Genomic DNA, 18,894 nt, shown 5'->3' with positions numbered 1-18,894 from the left:
TAACGTAATTGATGTGTAGACACTATATAAAATAGAACTTAGGATAAGTTAAATTTTATAGTCTAAGATGATTTGTATTTTTAGCTTTAGCCCAACCCACTATTTAATTATTAACTTGCTGTTTGCTAATAAATTTATAAGGAATATTATGTTTTTTGCCTTTTTCAGGGTTCTTATTTCAGCCCTTGTTATACCAGTTATACTCATCTTAACTGCAACCAAAAGCTATGGGGTAGGATTTGAAACGTTGCCTAAAAAACAATTTAATGTCTTTTTATTCACCAAAAACGAAGGGTGGCATCATAAGTCTAAAACTAACGCCGTTAAAGCAATTGAAGGTTTAGCTAACAAACATCATTTTAATTTAGTTTGGCACGAAGAAAGTCATTATTTTAATGACAAATATTTAGCTAATGTTGATGTCGTGATCTTTTTACTAACCACGGGAGATATTTTAAACACTCAAGAGCAAAAAGCATTTGAGCGATTTATAAAATCTGGAAAGGGGTTTGTTGGAGTTCATAGTGCGTCTGATACTGAGTACGATTGGCCGTGGTATCAAAGGTTAGTAGGGCGCTCTTTTAGTATTCACCCAGTTATTCAAACTGCAGTTTTAAGTAAAGTGGCAAATACTAGCTTTATTGGTTTAAATCATATGCCACAACAAATGTTATGGACTGACGAATGGTACGAATTTGGTCCAGAACTGAGTAAATTAAACTATTTACTAACGGTAGATGAGCAAAGTTATAATCCACATGTTGACTGGGGCAATAATAAAATAGGTAAAGGTATGGGGGCGTTTCATCCAATTTCGTGGTACCAAAACTATGACGGTGGCCGTTCATTTTATACGGCTCTTGGGCATACAAGCGCGGTTTATAACAGTGAGTTTTTGACCGAACATATTTTTGGTGGCATATACTGGGCTGCAACTGGGAAAGGCTTAAATAAGAAGTAATTATCTCACGTTTGAAAGTTTGATTATTGCTTTAGTTTGGCGAAGTTAAATATGTATGCGGTTTTTATTTATTCGCTTATAAACATTAAACGATGATTTATGCTCTCACCCAATGTTTTGCTGCCGCCTGATAACGTATATATTTATGGGTAATTTTTAGTATTTTATAACCAAAGCTCCTTGTTCAAATCTAAAGTAATTTATAGCAAAAAACCTCAACGTTACTGTGTGTATTTTGGTGATTTTGCAATTGTGCATTTATAATAACGTAATTTTTTAGATTATATGAAAAACAAAAATTTAATTTTTATCAACAGGTTAGGGTTTTTTGCGGCTGAAAAACGCCCGTCTCAATAACTATTGTGAACATTTCTGATCTGTGTGATTGGTTCTTAATAAAGTTTGCCTCGGTTTTAAAACCGAGGCTATGTCATTATAGGTAACGGTTAACAATATTCTCAAGCAGTTCTTGGCGTCCTGATACCTGCTTTGGGTTGATATCTTGTCCATGTACTAAGGCTGAAAGGCTCTCAAGTGATTGCTCACCATTTAGAATGCTTCGACCTAGCTCTTCTTTCCAGCCAGCGTAACGTTTTTCAACAAAGTCAGACAGCTCGCCACCTTCAATCATTGCTGCTGCATTGAGTAATGCTTTAGCCATTGTATCCATACCGCCAATGTGACCAATGAATAAGTCATCGCGTTCACATGATTGACGACGAAGCTTAGTATCAAAGTTAAAGCCACCTGTTGTAAAACCGCCATTTTTTAAAATTTCATACATGATGAGTGTGCATTCGGCTACATCGTTAGGGAATTGGTCTGTATCCCATCCGTTTTGCATGTCGCCACGGTTAGCATCAATACTACCCATAATGCCTTCTGCGCAAGCAACGGCAATTTCGTGATGAAAGCTATGACCTGCAAGTGTTGCGTGGTTCGCTTCAATGTTTACTTTAATTTCGTTTTGTAAGCCATGCTTATGTAAAAAACCTGCCACTGTTGCTGTATCGTAATCGTACTGATGTTTAGTTGGCTCTTGTGGTTTTGGCTCAATTAATAATGTGCCTTTAAAGCCAATTTTTTTCTTGTGCTCTACCACCATTTTTAAAAAGCGTGTGTACTGTTCGCTTTCTTGTGCAAGGTCTGTATTTAGTAGTGTATCGTAACCTTCACGGCCGCCCCAAAGTACGTAGTTTTCACCGCCTAAACGATGTGTAATTTCCATTGCATGTTTAACTTGCGCTGCTGCATATGCATACATATTAGGATTAGGGTTTGTTGCACCCCCTGCACAAAAACGTTTGTTTGAGAATAAGTTAGCAGTACCCCAAAGTAATTTTACACCTGTACGCTGCATTTCTTTTTCGATAATGTTTGCTATGTGCGTTACGTTATCGTGACTTTCTTGAAGTGTTTTACCTTCAGGGGCAATATCAACATCATGAAAACAAAAGTAAGGAACGCCTAGCTTTTCGAAAAACTCAAAAGCTACTTTTACTTTTTGTTCCGCAAGTTCTAATTGGTTGCCGACAGGTTGGATCCAAGGACGGTCGAATGTACCTTCACCAAAAATATCAAACCCTGTAGAACAAAAGTTATGCCAGTAACACGCTGCAAAACGAAGGTGCTCTTTCATTGTTTTACCAAGAACGACTTTATTTTCGTCGTAGTAACGAAATGCAAATGGGTTTTTAGAGTTTTCACCCTCAAATTTAATTTTTTCTACGTTTTTAAAAAATTGCTCATTCATGATGTGCTCCATTAATTTTATAATCGTGTGTTAAAAGTGTTTTTTTAGACTCTGGTAAAGTGCTTTGTATACGGTGTATTGCTGTGCGTAAAAGTCTTGCATGATTGGGTCTGGCTCAATGGTTTGCGTTACTTTGCCGTTAACACACACTTGTTGTGCAGAGAGTTGTGTTACTGCTATTCGGGCAATTCTTGCAGCGCCAAATGCGGGACCAACTTCTGAGCCTTCTCGGTAAATAAGGGGACGATTAAGTACACTTGCGATGATTTTCCCCCATAGCGGGCTTTTAGCGCCACCACCAATGACGGTTACATCGTCAATTTGCGCACCAGCATCAAGCAGTACTTGTTGGCCATCGGCAAAGGCAAAAGCAACGCCCTCCAGTACTGCACGGCCAAGGGCTGCTGCATCGGTATCACTGTCTAAACCAAAAAACACGCCTTTGGCATCGGGGTTATTGTGCGGTGTACGTTCGCCAGTTAAATAGGGTAAAAATATCACTGAACTTGGTTTGCTAAAGTCGCATTTACTCACTTGTTCAAGAAGTGCGCCTTCGTTTTCAAAACCGGTTAATTGAGTAACCCAGTTTAAACAGCTTGCTGCGCTTAACACCACTGACATTTGGTGCCAGGTGTTTTCAATACAATGACAAAAAGTATGTACTGCACCTTCAGGGTTAGGCAGGTATTTTTCGTTAGCAACAAAGTAAACGCCCGAAGTACCTAATGATAAAAACGCTTGTTTTGGCTTTACTACGCCAACACCGGCAGCGCCTGCGGCATTATCGCCACCGCCTGCAACAACAGGTACTTGCTCCATTCCCCATTTAGCAGCAACTTGGGCTGTTAATTTTCCTGTAATTTGTGTGCCTTCAAAAAGAGTAGGCATGTGTTGCTCTGTTAAGTCGCAAGCACTAAGCATTTTTTGCGACCATGCTCTTTTTTCTACGTCTAGCCATAATGTGCCTGCAGAGTCAGACATATCTGATGCAAAATCGCCGGTCATTAAAAAGCGTAGGTAGTCTTTTGGTAATAATACTTTGGCTACTTTTGCAAAGTTTTCTGGCTCAAACTCTTTTAACCACACCAATTTAGGTGCAGTAAAACCCGGCATTGCTATGTTGCCGGTAATATTACGAGAATTTGGTTCGCGTTTCTCAAGCTCTACACATTGCGCTGCGCTGCGCCCGTCGTTCCATAAAATGGCGGGGCGAATAATATTATTGTTTTTATCAAGCAGCGTAGCGCCATGCATTTGCCCAGAAAGGCCTACTGCCTTTACTGACTTTAGTAATGCAGAGTGAGTATTTTTAAGCTCCTCAATTGCACTACATGTTGCAAGCCACCAATCTGTAGGGTTTTGCTCAGAAAAAAGTGGTGCAAGGCGTGAAACGCTTAAAGATCCATTTGCTTGAGCAAGCAATTGATCTTGCTCGTCTAAAATAATTACTTTTACACCGGAAGTGCCTAAATCGATACCAAGGAACATAAATGTTGCACTTAAATGTTGTCTTACTGTTAGCGCTAACATAATTGATTTGATATTGTTAAGTCAAGCTAGTTTTTAAACTATGCTTTATAATCGAGATTTAAATTTGTTGCATAGTTAGTGATGCATTTTAGAAGTCAAAAATAAATTAAGAGAATAAATTTTAAATTATTGGCTAAAGATGATCTAAATTTATTGTATTTTATAGCGAGAGCTAAACGCCATTAATTTATTCAAAATTATATGTAATATGCTGTTCGGGTTTATTTTTTAAGTGTGTTAATGAAAAGATATTTGTATTTTCACGGCCTTTGTTAGCGCTAATATCTGATATTATTATTTTGATTCTGTATTAATAGTAATTATTTAAAACACAATGCAAACAATATTAGACTTCGCCATTATGTATAATAAAAAATTAAAGTTAATTATAATAACCGATTGATTGTGAGTAGGTAATAAGAAATGGCCGACCTTAAAAGAGCAAGAATACAAGATGTAGCTGAAAAGGCGGGCGTATCAATGATGACGGTTTCGCGCGTGCTCAACCAAGACAAAAAAGTAAGCGACAAAACCCGCGAAAAAGTAATGGCGGTTGTTGAGCAATTGAACTACAGGCCAAATGTGTCGGCTAGGCGCCTTGCTAGCACTAAGTCATTCTTTTTAGGACTGTTGTACGATAACCCAAGTGACTCCTACATAAGCCAGTTTTTATTGGCTGCGCTTAAAAAATGCCGCGCATTGGGCTACCATCTTGTTGTTGACGAAGCGCATACCGATATTGACAAAACAATTGAATCGGTAAAGCAACTTATTGATGTTACACAGGTTGATGGCATGATTTTACTGCCTCCAATGTGTGACAACGAACAGGTTTTAGATGTACTAACTAAAGCAAATGTTCCATTTGTAAGAATAACGCCAGATACAAAATTAAATCGCTCCCCTTATATATGCATGGACGATTACCAAGCGGCGTTTGATGTTACAGAGCATCTAATAAATCAAGGGCATAGCAAAATTGCACATATTATTGGTGACACTAAACAAGGTGTAAGCCGTTTACGTTACCAAGGGTACTTAGATGCATTGCGCTCTAATAAAATAATAACGCCACCTGAGTATATAGAGCAGGGCAGTTTTACCTATCAATCGGGTATGGAAGCGGCAATGAATTTACTTTCGCTTGATGATAAACCTACAGCTATTTTTGCTGCAAACGATGATATGGCAGCCGCCGTGATCTCAATAGCTCAAAAACAAGGCATTAATATTCCAAGCGAACTGTCGGTTGTTGGTTTTGATGACACGCAACTTGCAACCATAGTGTGGCCAAATATTTCTACGGTAAAACAGCCCATTAATGAAATGGCTGAGCTTGCCATTACTTTACTTGCATCGGGTCAGTATAACGATTTAAGCAATGTAAAAAGCGTAGACTTAAGGCATATTTTAGATTTTGAATTAATAGAAAGAGAATCAAGCTCAGCCAATAAAAACAACTAAATAAGCGATTATTTAGTGTTATGTAGACGATTTAGAAAATTTGCTTAAAGTTAGTATTAATACTTTTTTATGAGGTTCAATCGAAAGGAAGGCAATGCGTCTAATCAATTAACAGAATAGACGCAAAGGGTTGTAGTTCTAAATTAAATAATTCATGACGGTAAAATTATACGTTTTCTAGTTTCGTTCCTTTGGTTTCAGTTACTAAATAAATAACAAAAAGTACTGATATAAAAGCAAAAAAAGCATAGAGCGAATACGCAAGTGCAAGCCCTCCGCCAGCTAGCAGTATCGGAAAGGTCATGGTGACTAAAAAGTTAGCGAGCCATTGAGCAAGTCCTGCAACCCCTAAGCCTAATCCCCTTATGTTATTTGGAAATATCTCGCCGAGCATTACCCACATTACTGGACCCCATGAAAGATTAAAAAAGAATACATATAAGTTGGCCTGTACAAGTGCGGTAAAGCCCCAGTCGCCAAGTTGTAATTGTCCTTGAGGGTCTATAGTGCCGTTAGAAAATGCAACAACTAAACCGACAAGTGAGAAGGTCATGCCTATTGATCCAATTAGTAAAAATGGCTTTCTGCCTATTTTATCTATAAGCGATAAGGTAATGAAACAGGCTACCAAGCTGATTACGCCACTAATAATATTGATAAAAAGCGCATCTGATTCTGAAAAGCCAACTGCTTGCCAGAGTACTGCTCCGTAATAAAACACCACATTAATACCGACTAGTTGCTGTAGTATGGCAAGCCCAATTGAAATATAAACTACAGGTTTTAGGCTAAAAGTACCTGCCTGAAATAAGTTAGTTATTTTTGTTTTTTCGCTGTTACCTAATGACTGCCTAATTTCTTCCCACATTGACTTGGCGTTTTTAGCACCAAATAACTGTGATAAAGTTTTTAAGCCTGCTTGTTGTTTGTTTTTCATTGCTAAAAAACGCGGGCTTTCTGGAATAAAAAGTAAAGTGACTAAGAACATAGTTGCAGGAACTAGCTCTATCCAAAACATCCATCGCCACGTATCAAAGCCAAACCAAAGTACGTCGGTGGAGTTACCAGATATTTGTACTAATGAATAGTTACTTAAAAAAGAGAAAAATAGTCCTAGAATAATAGCAATTTGCTGAATAGAAGTAAGCGTGCCACGTAAACGTGCTGGGGCAATTTCGCTTATATAAGCAGGTGTTATTATAGAGGCTGCACCTACTGCTAACCCACCAATTAAGCGATAAATTACAAACTCTCCCGACGCCCCTGCAATGCCTGAACCCCATGCACTGATAATAAAAAGAACAGCGGTCGCAAGTAATACCTTTTTACGACCAAAATGGTCGGCACTTTTACCTGCTATTAATGCACCAATAGCACAGCCTAAAAGCATACTTGCTACATTAAATCCTGTTACTACATTGTCTGAGTTAAAAGCACCTATAAGCCCATCAACTGTGCCATTAATTACACCGCTATCAAAGCCAAATAAAAAACCACCAATCGCAGCTACGCACGCAATAAAAAATATACGTAGCAAATTCTCATTTTCATTATTTGCTAATTTAATAGATGCACCACTGAGTGTGGGATCTGTTGCTGTATTTTCCATTTTATATTTCCTAAATTTTTATTATTTTTATAAAACAATGTTAGTCACTGTAAATTTATCTTTTGGTATTTTAATACCCTGTCCAGAGCCTACTGTTATAATTAAACGTCCTTTGTAGGCAACGGCAATGCCTTGCTCATTAATATAAGAGAGTTTATTTTTAGGAATAGTAAATTTAATATCGTTTTTCGATTCGTTTTTTAGGGTAATGTGTTTAAAGCCCACTAATTGCTTATTTGGTGTTTTTATCGGCGCATCAGGCATAGAGACATAAACTTGAACAACATCGTCAGCTGAAAAACTACTTTGGTTAGTAATTGTTGTTGTTAGGTTTAAATCTCCTGAGTCTGCGCTTATTGAATGACGTGTGTTTTTGTATTTCAAGTCAGCATAACTTAAGCCAAAACCAAACGGATAAAGTACCTCACCTTCATAGTACTTATAGGTACGGTTTTTCATTGAATAATCTTTGAAATCAGGTAAATCAGATACAGACTTGTAAAATGTAATAGGCAATTTACCTGATGGGCTATAGTCGCCGTAAAGTAGGCTTACTAGCGCACTTCCGGCTGCTTCACCTGGGTAGAACCCTTGGATAATTGCGTCAATATTTTCGTTTTCCCAATTTAATGCCATTGCACTACCGCTCATATTTACAAGTACAATAGGTTTTCCTGTTTGCTTTAGCTTTTTAAGCAAATTAAGTTGGCTTTTAGGTAAATTAATATTGGTGCGATCTCCATGCGAAAACCCGTCTATTTGCAGTGGCATTTCTTCACCTTCAAGATTGGCACTAATGCCACCTACAAATACAATTACATCCGCTTCATTGGCATTATTTAGTGCTTGTTGTGTAAGGCTTTGAGGGTTTTTCAACCAAGTAAGACTCGCCGTTGGATTAATAACATTACTATGCCAAAAGTGGTTAAATTTAGATTCAGCGTTTAGCTGGTAACTTTGATTTTTTTCAAGTGTTATAGCGCCATTAACGCTCTGCCCATTAAGTGTGAAATCAACGTTGTTTGATTTAAAATGATACTCTGCAGTTTCTTGGGGTTTAATGATTCCGGTCCATTTTACAGCAAATTCTTGTTCTATAGAGTTATCAATAGGGGAGCGCTCCCAGCTAAAATCTAGATTTTTTTCTATTTCACGCTTTACAGGTTGGCGGTCAAAATTACTTGAAGGATAGTATTGTGCAATTAATCCCGGTTGCATTTGATTATTATGATCTAGATGAAAAAAATGCTTTGCTTTAATAGGTTGGTAATGTGTATAAACTTTACCGGTAATACTTGAGCCTGCAGTATATGTAAGATTATTTTTACCCAAACGTTGTTCAAGTGCTAGTTTTGGTGTTATTGGAACTATTGGCATACCATTGTAGTTGCCTAACAAAATAGCTTCGTTATCAGCATTTGGACCTATAAGGGCTATTTTTTCATTTCCCTTTAATGGTAATACTTGCTCATTTTTTAAAAGTACTAAAGATTTTTGAGCTGCTTCTTGTGTTAAAGCTAAATGCTTATTAGAGCCTACAATATCTATAGGAGTGTCTGAATAAGGCACATTTTCGGGATTGTCAAACATGCCAAGTTTAAAGCGGGCATACATCAATCGTTTTAAGGCTTTATCAACATCTTTTTCTTCTACTAAACCTTCTTTTACTGCTTGCGATAAGTAACTGTATGTATTGCCATGATGGTCGCCGCAATTTAAGTCAGTACCGGTTTTAAGCGCCATTGCAGCTGCTTTAGCCTCAGTATTTACGATGTTATGTGACTTTACATCGTAAAAATCTGCAATAGCACCACAGTCGGATACAACATAGCCATCAAAATTAAATTCATCCCTTAGTTTATTTTGAATAAGCTCGTTGTTTCCACAAGCCGGCGTGCCATTTACGCTATTGTAAGCACACATTACAGATGCAACTTTTGTTTGTGCAATGACATCTTTGAATGCAGGGAGGTAGGTTTCAGCTAAGTCTTTCTCGGATGCTGTATAGTCGTCGCTATGCCTTGAAACTTCTGGGCCACTATGTACTGCATAGTGCTTAAGTGTTGCAACTGATTTTAAATATTCAGCATTGTCGCCTTGCAAACCATTTATAAAATTAACTGCAATTCGCGTTGTTAAGTATGGATCTTCACCGTAAGTTTCTTGTCCGCGTCCCCATCGTGGATCTCTAAATATATTAATATTTGGCGACCAATAGGTAAGGCCTGTGTACATAGAACGGTTATTTTCTTCTAAAAAAGCATGATGTTTAGCTCTGCCTTCATCAGAAATTGCGGTACCAACTCTTAACATCAAGTCTTCATCAAATGTAGCAGCAAGACCAATTGCTTGCGGGAAAACTGTTGCTTTCCCCGCTCTTGCAACACCATGCAGCGCCTCGTTCCACCAATTGTATTCTGGTATGTTTAAGCGCTCAATTGCTGGGGATTTATCAAATAGTTGAGCAACTTTCTCCTCTAATGTAAGCCTTGTTACTAAATCGTTTACGCGCTCATCAATAGAGGCTGATTCGTTTAAATACAGTGGAGGGGTCTGTATTGATTGTTCATCTTTAGCGCAGCCTACTAATACAGCAAATGCTGTAAGTACAAAAAGACTTTTTATATTTTTATTAACCATTGTTATCAACTCTTTATTTGTGTGTGATAAAAATAAATTAACAAAGGAAATTATTAACGTCGTCTAAGTGTAAGTTAAATATGAATTTGAACGTATAGATACACGTATTAACGTATATTTATACATTGCACGAAGATAAAAACAGTTAACTTTGTTAATATATTGTTTATTTTTAATCGATTGGTTAAGAGATTGATTTTTAGTTTGTTTTTAAAAAAATCAGTATTTAAACTCAGCGTCATGTTCAAATAAAAACTAATTTTGGCGTTCAAATAGATGTATTTGTGGTTAGTTAGGCGATTTTACCCGCTATTTATCTGATTCTAGCTTTGCATGATAACCACACACACTAAAAGGGTTGAAATTTAAAAAATACGATCAGTACTTTTTGAACTTCAATGAGGGAAATTAGAATGATAAAAAAACCGAACAGTACATTTAAGCTGTCCGTAATTGCATCTGCGATTATTGCAACGTCTTTATCCGGCAACCTATATGCAGCTCAAGAAGATGACAAAAAAAAACAACAAGACGAAGATATTGAAGTAGTAATAGTTCAAGGAACACGTTCAAATTTAATCAATGCACAGAATATGAAACGTGAAGCTGAAACCGTTCTTGATGCTATATCTGCAAAAGATATTGGGTCTCTACCGGATAGAAGCGTCCTTGAGGCAATAACCCGTTTACCGGGTGTTTCTATTGAACGATTTGCTGCTGCAAACGATCCTGATCACTACGGCGTTGAGGGAAGCGGTGTTGTTGTTAGGGGATTAACGCACACACGAAGCGAGTTTAACGGTCGTGATACGTTTACTGCCGATTCAGGGCGAGGGTTAAGTTTTCAGGATGTTCCACCTGAATTAATGGGTTCTGTTGAGCTGTTTAAAAATCAGTCGGCAGATATGATAGAGGGCGGCATTGCAGGCACGGTGAATCTAGTGACGCGAAAACCTTTTGATGCAGAAGGGCGTGTAGTTGCTTTTACACTAGATGCTAGTTACAGCGAATTTGCAGACGAAACAACGCCATCATTTTCTGGCTTATACAGCGATATATTTGATTTAGACTCTGGCAGGCTCGGCGTACTTGTCAATTATTCAAACTCAGAGTTAAAAGCTCAATCAGACGGTGCTCAAATTGGCCGGTACGAGCCACAAAATGAACTGGTTAATGGGCAGGCAGTGTTTGTTCCGCGAACAACACGTTTAACCAGAAAAGAAGATGATAGAAAAAGGGAAGGTTTTGCCGGTGCGCTCCAGTTTGAAAACGAAAGCAGAACGTTACTAGCAACAGCTCAATTTATACGTTCTGATTCGTCATTAGCATGGACTGAGCATGCGATTGAAATGGCAGATGATGCTGTAATCAACGATTTAGTTGCTCTTGAAGGAACCGAATTTGAAGTAACAGAACAAGGTTTGTTTGAGTCAGGTTTTATCACATCTAACGCAGGTTGGCGCGGAAATGATGCAGAGCGTCAACCATCTGGCGAGTTTGGTGCTCAGCATGCCATGGTTACCCGCTTTAGAGATCAAGATAATTTAGTTGACGATTATGGCTTTAATCTCAAATATCGACCAAACGATACATGGTCGTTTAATTTTGATGCCCAATATGTTGAATCCACTTCTGAAATTTTTGACTTTTCAATCATGGGAGCAACAAGAGCTGTAGTAGGCATAGAACAAAATGGTAATAATTTACCTGATATCACATTGCTAGATCCGGCTAATAATGACGACGCTGGTTTTTTTACTGACCCAAATAATTATTTTTGGCGCAGTGCTATGGATCATATCTCTGATAATGAAGGTGACGAAGTCGCTTTTGCAGCTGACACACAATATACATTTGATAGTGGCTTTTTTACCAGTGTTAAAGTAGGCGCTCGTTATGCTAAACGCGACCAAACAACACGCCAGTCTACTTATAATTGGGGGTGGTTATCAGAAGCATGGGCAGGTAATGGTAATGCATGGTTTGATGCCGAAGGTGATGAACTTGGTGCAAGCTTAAACAATAGCTATGAGCAAATTACATTTGACAATTTTGCAAGAGGTGGTGTGCTAAACGTAGCATCTGAAGGTGCCTTTTTGTTTCCTAGTGAATCTTTAGTTAAAGATTACGCTAATGCTGAATCAGCGTTTGCATCTTTGTCCCCAAATTGGCAGCGTTTATCAAGCCGCGGTGACACAATAGGTAACTTTTTAAATAACGAGATTAATGAAACCTCTGAAGTTAATAATGCTTTTTACATCAAGGGTAATTTTGAGGGTGAATTAGGCAGCATGTTTTACAGCGGTAATGTAGGACTTCGTTATGTAAAAATTAAAAATGAAACTGATGGTTTTTTAACATTTCCAGATACAGTGGGTGACGTTAATGACCCTTCGGATCCCGATAACTTTTTACCATCTGAACAAGCCGCCTTTGGTAATGCTGGATTTACTGAGCAAACAGCAAGCAGTGAATATACTAATATTTTGCCAAGCTTAAACGTTAAACTTAATTTAAAAGACGATTTAATTTTGCGATTTGGTTTTTCAGAAGCCATTGCGTTACCTGATTTAGGAAACTTAAGAAACTTTGTAAGCATAACACCGGAAGATTTGGTGATTACTTATGATGAAAGCTCAAGTGATAGACAAATTACAGACGCTCGTTATTCTCGTTATACGGCAAATTCAGGCAATCCATTCTTAAAACCAATGGAATCGTATAACTACGACTTAGCGCTTGAATGGTATTTTTCTGAGGGAGTTGGGTCACTTACAACATCATTTTTCTATAAAGACATGAGTAACTACTTTATTAATGGTTCAGTGGATAGAGAATTTACTAATAATGGTGCAACACAGGTGGTACAAGTAAATGGTGCTACCAATGGTGATGAAGGCTCCGTACAAGGGGTTGAAGTTGCTTATCAGCAGTTTTATGACTTTTTACCTGGTGCCTTTAGTGGCATTGGTATGCAATTTAACTATACCTATATTGAGGAAGAAGGATCGCCAAATACAGGGCTATCCCCAGATAAGCCTGACTCAACAGAAGGCGATAATGTGGCATTTGAAGGATTGCCTCTTGAAGGGCTTTCTAGGGATAATATCAATTTAGTTGCTATGTATGAAAAGTACGGTGTTAATGCGCGTTTGGCATACAATTGGCGTTCTGAATATTTATTAACAAGTAAAGACGTTATAACGCAGCTTCCTATTTTTAACGAGGCCGGAGGCCAATTTGATGGGTCTGTCTTTTATAATATCACTGACTCGTTTCAATTAGGTCTGCAAGCCACTAACCTAACTAACGAGGTTGCTCGAACTTCAATGCAAATAGACAATGATAACAATCGAGTGTCTCGCTCTTGGTTCGCGAATGAGCGAAGGTTTAGCATTATTTTGAAAGGTAATTTTTAACCCTCTTAATAAAAGCACGCGTTATTTATTCAATTTCACGTGCTTTATTTTTTTTAGGTAAACATTATGAATGATGCAAATAATATAAAATCGATTGTTATTGTAGGTGGTGGTTCAGCAGGTTGGATGACCGCCTCTGCATTAGCTAAGGTAATTGGCTGCGATAATTGTCAAATCACTTTAGTGGAGTCTGCAGACATAGGTACTGTATCTGTGGGTGAAGCTACGATCCCACAAATTCAATTATTTAATACCATACTTGATATAGATGAAGCTGAGTTTATACGTTTTACTAATGCGACGTTTAAATTAGGTATAGAATTTATAGATTGGAAAGAAAAAGGACACCGTTATTTTCACCCATTTGGAAATTATGGCACTAATATGGAGGCACTGCCTTTTCATCATTTTTGGTTGAAAATGCAAAATGATCCCGAATTTTCCAACTTATCTAGTTATTCACTTGCATCTGTTGGTGCGTACGCAAATAAATTTATGCACCCGTCAACTCAGCAAAATAGCGCGTTAGCAGGTATTAATTATGCTTATCATTTTGACGCAACACTTTATGCTAAATTTTTAAGAAATTATGCCACAAGCAGAGGAGTGTGTCGTATTGAGGGTAAAGTTGACGAGGTAAACCTAAACCCAGGTTCAGGGGAAATTGAATCGTTAGTTCTTAATGATAATACGGTATTAGATGGTGATTTATTTATTGATTGCTCTGGTTTTAAGGGCCTATTAATTGAGCAGGCCCTAAAAACTGGCTACGAGGATTGGACTCATTTATTACCGTGTAATAAAGCGATTGCAACGCCGTGTTTATCAAAAAAGGCACTTAACCCTTATACTCAGTCTACAGCACAAAGTGCAGGTTGGACGTGGCGAATACCACTGCAAAACCGAGTAGGTAATGGGTATGTATATTCAAGTGAATTTATGAGCGATGATAAAGCACACGCTTTACTTTTAAATACAATTGAATCTGAAGCTTTAGCAGATATTAACCAGCTGCAATGGGTAACGGGTATGCGCAAAAAGAGTTGGAATAAAAACTGTATCGCTATTGGTTTATCAGCAGGTTTTGTAGAACCGTTAGAATCAACCGGTCTGCATTTGATTCAATCGGCGATAGCAAAATTAATGACATTATTCCCTAGTAAAGATTTTACACAGTGTGATATTGATTTATTTAATCAGCAAACTGAGACGGAATATCATCGTATACGTGATTTTATTATTTTACATTATAAACTAACAAATAGAGATGACAGTGAGTTTTGGCGTTATTGCAAAAACATAGAAATGCCTGATTCGTTGAAGCAAAAAATAGAGATGTTTAGTGAAAATGGTCGTATTTTTAGACATGATAACGAGCTATTTAACGAAACATCTTGGCTTGCAGTTATGCACGGTCAAGGGATTAAACCTAAAAGCTATCATCCATTGGTTGATAGGCTATCCCGAGATGAAATAAAGCGTAGGCTTAAAAATATAGAGTCGGTTATTAGCCGCTCTGCTGATGTTATGCCTGATCATGAGGCGTATATTTTAAAAAACTACACGCGCTAGCTTTAGGGGTTTAACTCGAATTTTTGCTTTGGCTTTCCCAATATTCTTTTCTAAATTGAGTGGGTGTTACGCCCACAAGTTTTTTAAAAAATGTATTGAAAGTTGCTTTGCTGTTAAATCCTGCTTTATCCATAATGTCTAACATGGTCACTGTTTTATTTTCTTCTAAAAGTAACAGCCGTTTACTTTCTTCAACTCTGTAATAATTTATAAACTCAAAAAAGTTTTTACCAAAGTGTCTATTAATTATAGATGACAAGTTTCTTGCTCCCATACTTAACTGACTTGCTAGGTTATCAAGTGTGAGTAAATGGTTTAAATAAGGCTTATTTTGTAGCAAATAGCTTTCGATTTTTTGTATTTTTTCGGGTTCAAACGAATCTGGAGCTTTATGCTGTTCAGCTGTTAGTTCATCGTCAATACCCTGAAATATTCTTGAATTACCAGCACTAAAGTAGATTAAGCTTGTGATTAATAAAAGAATTGCATAATTAGCTGTAAGCCCAAGTAATTCATGGTCAACTAGAATACCTACCTCGTAAGACATAATAATACCCAAAGAGACAAATATTGAATTTAGGTGTACTACTAAAAAACCAATCACAAGGAATTTAAGCCAAGTTAGGTCGACACTCTCAAGCTCTGCAAACTCATTTTTAATGTTTTTTTGGTATTTTTGTAACTCTAAAAAACATAAAACGCTAATTGAAAACCGAAAGCACTCCCGAAAAAAATAAATAGCTCGGTCAATAAATGCTGTGGTTTCAATTGTGTCATTTTTAAGTACATCTAATTTGATGCTATTTTCTATCATAAGCCAATCAACAGTGAAATAAGCGGCATAAAAAATGAACGGTATGAATAATAACGAATCGCGTTTTTTTAGCTGATAGTTCTTGTTAACTAACGATTTGATATAAAGCAGAAGCAAAGGCACTTCCAACCAAAAAGCTAATCCAAATGTGTAAAATAGATTGGGTGATAAACTTAACGCAAACGCCCGAAATGCCTCACCAAAGTTAATAAGGTTATCCGTAGGAATTGCAGCTTGAGTTAATAAAAAGCAAGCAAGTAAATAGTTGCTAAGCTTATTGCCCTTTTTTAGTGTTACTAAAAATACACTAAATGATAAGCATATAAAAATGGTAAAAATTAAAGCGAGATCGTGAGTGTTAAAAAGTACTTCTTTCACAATTTAATACACCTTTATTAAAATTTTTGTTTGGTACACGTGTGTTCTCATTGTTGTTATATGTTATCTAATAATCTTTAATATTTGAAATAGCCAGGCGTTCAAATAGAGTATATTGCGTGCATTTATACGCTTAAAACCTCTATTTGAACGACATTATGCCGCATTTGTTATAAAACTGTTTGCCACACTAACAAAGTATCAGGTTATTAGATTAATGAAATTAACTTATTCTTCATTTTTACTTGGCTCTTTTATGAGCTTTGCGTCTGTTAACACAGTTGCTAAAAACGATATAACACTTTGGCCAACTCTTGAACCTGCAATAAAAAAAAATGCAGAGTTGGAAACACGTATTACTCATTTAATAAGCCAAATGTCACTAGAACAAAAAGTGGGTCAAATGGTACAAGCAGAAATAACCTGGGTAACGCCTCAAGATGTAAAAAAATATCATTTAGGATCGGTTTTGAATGGTGGTGGAACATTTTTACACAATAACCGTAATGCGAGTGTATCTGATTGGGTGTCTTTTATGGACGAGCTTTATTTAGCCTCAATGGATACATCACAAGGCGGTTTAGCTATTCCCGTTACATATGGCATTGATGCAGTACACGGCAATAACAAATTTATTGGTGCTACTTTATATCCACATAACATTGGATTAGGTGCAACACGTAACCCAGATTTAATTTATAAAATTGGAGAAGCCACAGCGAAAGAAGTTTTACTTGCAGGTATAGACTGGACATTTGCCCCAACACTTGCCGTTGCAAGGGATGATCGATGGGGGAGAACTTACGAAAGTTATTCTGAAGACCCTGAAATAGTTGCCAGCTATGCTAAAGAGATGATTGAAGGCCTTCAGGGGAAAGTAAACACAGCTAACTTTTTAGATGACGATCATATTTACTCTACCGCAAAGCATTGGGTCGGTGACGGAGGCACCTATCAAGGCATTGATCAAGGTGACAACCAAGAAAGTGAAAGTGATTTAATTAAAAATCATGCGGCGGCATATTTGCCAGCTCTTAAAGCAGGTGTGCAAAGTATAATGGCCTCTCATAATATGTGGAATGGCTTGCGCTTACACGGCAGCAAATATCTCCTTACCGATGTTTTGAAAACGCGACTTGGTTTTGATGGTTTTATAGTGGGTGATTGGAATTCGCACAGTAAAATACCCGGGTGTACCAATGATAGCTGTCCGCAGGCTGTTAATGCTGGACTAGACATGTTTATGGTTGTAGAAGATTGGAAAGCTTTTATAGGTAATACAGTAGAGCAGGTTAAAGATGGAATTATCCCTGTTGAACGTATAGACGATGCAGTTAGGCGTATTTTACGCGTTAAAATACGTTCGGGGCTATTCGATAAAGGGCTTCCATCAACACGTAAATATGCTAACCAAAAACAATTATTAGGTGCTCCTGAGCACAAAGCAATTGCTAGGCAAGCAGTTAGAGAATCATTAGTGTTGTTGAAAAATAATAATAACCTTTTACCACTTAACCCAAATAGTAAGGTATTAATTGCGGGTGATGGTGCTGAAAATATGAGTAAGCAAACGGGTGGTTGGACAATTAACTGGACAGGTGAAGGTAATGTTAAATCTGATTTTCCAGGGGGAACGTCAATTTTTGATGGTATAAAGCAAGCGGTAAACAAAACGGGCGGCAATGCAGTGCTAAGCCCTGATGGTAGTTTTGATGTAAAACCAGATATTGCCATTGTTGTGTTTGGTGAAAATCCGTATGCAGAGTGGATTGGCGATCTAAAATCAATTGCTTATCAAGCTCATTCTCACCGTGACGCCAAATTAATCGAGTCATTGAAATCACAAGGTATAAAAGTTGTATCGGTGTTTTTATCGGGCAGACCTTTATGGGTAAACAGAGAAATAAATGCATCAGATTCGTTTGTAGCAGCTTGGCTACCTGGTAGTGAAGGTGTTGGTGTAGCTGATGTTTTGTTTAAAGATAATGAAGGCAATATTCAATTTGACTTTAAAGGCAAGCTTTCCTTTTCATGGCCTAAATATGCATCACAAGTTGTATTAAATCGTTACGATGAAAACTATGATCCACTTTTTGCATATGGATTTGGGTTAACCTATAAAGATAATGTGATGCTTAATAAATTAAGTACAAAGAATGACTTTATTTTTGAAACACCTGTCAACACCCCTTATCAAATAATGCAAGGAAGAGCGAAAGGGGACTGGAATTATCAATTGCAGTCGGGTGGACAAACAAAAGACATCCACACGCCATCAGGAAATATTAAAGGCTTAACGATGATTGAAGCCGATAAAAATATTCAAGGTGATGCAAAAGAATTTACGTGGAGTGGTGCTAATAATGCTTCTGTACTCATTAGCTCATCTTGGTACCGAGAAGATCTATCTCAATATTTGATCAATAAAAGCGCGCTAACCTTTGATGTGAGAGTCGAAACCCCTCCTAGAAATGAACTTTATGTGCAAATGGGATGCGCAAAAGGTAAATGTGCAGAGCTGAATATTTCGCCCATGCTAAAAGAGTTTAAATTGAACACCTGGAATACCGTTTCTATAGATTTATTATGCTTTGCTAAAAGTGGAGTGGAGTTTGAACGCTCGAGTGCCCCGTTTGTGTTAACAAGCGAAGGCGCAGCTAAAATACGAGTTGCTAATATTCAATTTGAACCCAATGCACAAAAAATGGCCATTTTAAAGTGCAGTGAATAATAAACAAGAGCACTTATTATATC

General features: G+C 37.4%; 10 protein-coding genes. 5 read left to right on the top strand and 5 right to left on the bottom strand.

From position 1 onward, the window contains the following. Positions 1 to 148: 148 nt before the first annotated feature. Positions 149 to 961 carry a ThuA domain-containing protein gene (locus tag RF53_RS07495; RefSeq protein ID WP_039037215.1) on the top strand — a complete coding sequence of 271 codons (813 nt, stop codon included), beginning with the start codon at positions 149 to 151 and terminating at the stop codon, positions 959 to 961. Between the two features lie 433 nt (positions 962 to 1,394). Here RF53_RS07495 and xylA read toward each other — a convergent pair whose 3' ends face one another. Both xylA and xylB read right to left on the bottom strand, forming a co-directional pair. After that, entirely contained in the window at positions 1,395 to 2,714 is a 1,320-nt protein-coding gene (gene xylA / locus RF53_RS07490; protein ID WP_039037140.1) for a xylose isomerase, read from the bottom strand. Between the two features lie 30 nt (positions 2,715 to 2,744). Continuing rightward, entirely contained in the window at positions 2,745 to 4,202 is a 1,458-nt protein-coding gene (gene xylB, locus RF53_RS07485; protein ID WP_039037214.1) for a xylulokinase, read from the bottom strand. 465 nt (positions 4,203 to 4,667) lie between these two features. On the opposite strand from xylB, the gene RF53_RS07480 reads away from it, so the two are divergent. After that, the gene (locus RF53_RS07480) at positions 4,668 to 5,708 is read left to right on the top strand and encodes a LacI family DNA-binding transcriptional regulator (protein ID WP_039037139.1); all 1,041 of its coding nucleotides are present in this window, start codon (positions 4,668 to 4,670) and stop codon (positions 5,706 to 5,708) included. Between the two features lie 166 nt (positions 5,709 to 5,874). Here the strand turns inward: RF53_RS07480 and RF53_RS07475 are convergent, their stop codons facing one another. Both RF53_RS07475 and RF53_RS07470 read right to left on the bottom strand, forming a co-directional pair. Continuing rightward, complete coding sequence (locus tag RF53_RS07475; RefSeq protein WP_052242872.1) at positions 5,875 to 7,317, bottom strand: sugar porter family MFS transporter; 1,443 nt, start codon at positions 7,315 to 7,317, stop codon at positions 5,875 to 5,877. A 27-nt stretch (positions 7,318 to 7,344) separates the two neighbouring features. Continuing rightward, positions 7,345 to 9,957, bottom strand: coding sequence for a glycoside hydrolase family 3 C-terminal domain-containing protein (locus RF53_RS07470; RefSeq protein ID WP_039037138.1), 2,613 nt, complete (start codon positions 9,955 to 9,957; stop codon positions 7,345 to 7,347). 413 nt (positions 9,958 to 10,370) lie between these two features. On the opposite strand from RF53_RS07470, the gene RF53_RS07465 reads away from it, so the two are divergent. Together RF53_RS07465 and RF53_RS07460 are read left to right on the top strand one after the other, a co-directional pair. Then, positions 10,371 to 13,376 carry a TonB-dependent receptor gene (locus RF53_RS07465; protein ID WP_039037137.1) on the top strand — a complete coding sequence of 1,002 codons (3,006 nt, stop codon included), beginning with the start codon at positions 10,371 to 10,373 and terminating at the stop codon, positions 13,374 to 13,376. Positions 13,377 to 13,442: 66 nt separating this feature from the next. After that, positions 13,443 to 14,948: a tryptophan halogenase family protein gene (locus tag RF53_RS07460; protein WP_039037136.1), complete on the top strand. Its 1,506-nt coding sequence runs from the start codon at positions 13,443 to 13,445 to the stop codon at positions 14,946 to 14,948. A gap of 10 nt (positions 14,949 to 14,958) precedes the next feature. On the opposite strand, the gene RF53_RS07455 is transcribed toward RF53_RS07460, so the two are convergent. Beyond that, the gene (locus RF53_RS07455; protein ID WP_039037135.1) at positions 14,959 to 16,140 is read right to left on the bottom strand and encodes a helix-turn-helix domain-containing protein; all 1,182 of its coding nucleotides are present in this window, start codon (positions 16,138 to 16,140) and stop codon (positions 14,959 to 14,961) included. 217 nt (positions 16,141 to 16,357) lie between these two features. On the opposite strand from RF53_RS07455, the gene RF53_RS07450 reads away from it, so the two are divergent. Continuing rightward, entirely contained in the window at positions 16,358 to 18,871 is a 2,514-nt protein-coding gene (locus tag RF53_RS07450; RefSeq protein ID WP_039037212.1) for a glycoside hydrolase family 3 protein, read from the top strand. The last annotated feature ends 23 nt before the right edge of the window (positions 18,872 to 18,894 follow it).

The sequence above is a fragment of the Pseudoalteromonas sp. ECSMB14103 genome, assembly GCF_000813065.1.
Taxonomy (GTDB): domain Bacteria; phylum Pseudomonadota; class Gammaproteobacteria; order Enterobacterales; family Alteromonadaceae; genus Pseudoalteromonas; species Pseudoalteromonas marina.
Note: the sequence above shows the minus strand (reverse complement) of the source record. Positions and strands in the feature narration are given on the sequence as shown.

Coding starts and splice junctions, on each gene's coding strand:
- RF53_RS07495 (WP_039037215.1), top strand. CDS start 149: ATGTTTTTTGCCTTTTTCAGGGTTCTTATTTCAGCCCTTGTTATACCA.
- xylA (WP_039037140.1), bottom strand. CDS start 2,714: ATGAATGAGCAATTTTTTAAAAACGTAGAAAAAATTAAATTTGAGGGT.
- xylB (WP_039037214.1), bottom strand. CDS start 4,202: ATGTTCCTTGGTATCGATTTAGGCACTTCCGGTGTAAAAGTAATTATT.
- RF53_RS07480 (WP_039037139.1), top strand. CDS start 4,668: ATGGCCGACCTTAAAAGAGCAAGAATACAAGATGTAGCTGAAAAGGCG.
- RF53_RS07475 (WP_052242872.1), bottom strand. CDS start 7,317: ATGGAAAATACAGCAACAGATCCCACACTCAGTGGTGCATCTATTAAA.
- RF53_RS07470 (WP_039037138.1), bottom strand. CDS start 9,957: ATGGTTAATAAAAATATAAAAAGTCTTTTTGTACTTACAGCATTTGCT.
- RF53_RS07465 (WP_039037137.1), top strand. CDS start 10,371: ATGATAAAAAAACCGAACAGTACATTTAAGCTGTCCGTAATTGCATCT.
- RF53_RS07460 (WP_039037136.1), top strand. CDS start 13,443: ATGAATGATGCAAATAATATAAAATCGATTGTTATTGTAGGTGGTGGT.
- RF53_RS07450 (WP_039037212.1), top strand. CDS start 16,358: ATGAAATTAACTTATTCTTCATTTTTACTTGGCTCTTTTATGAGCTTT.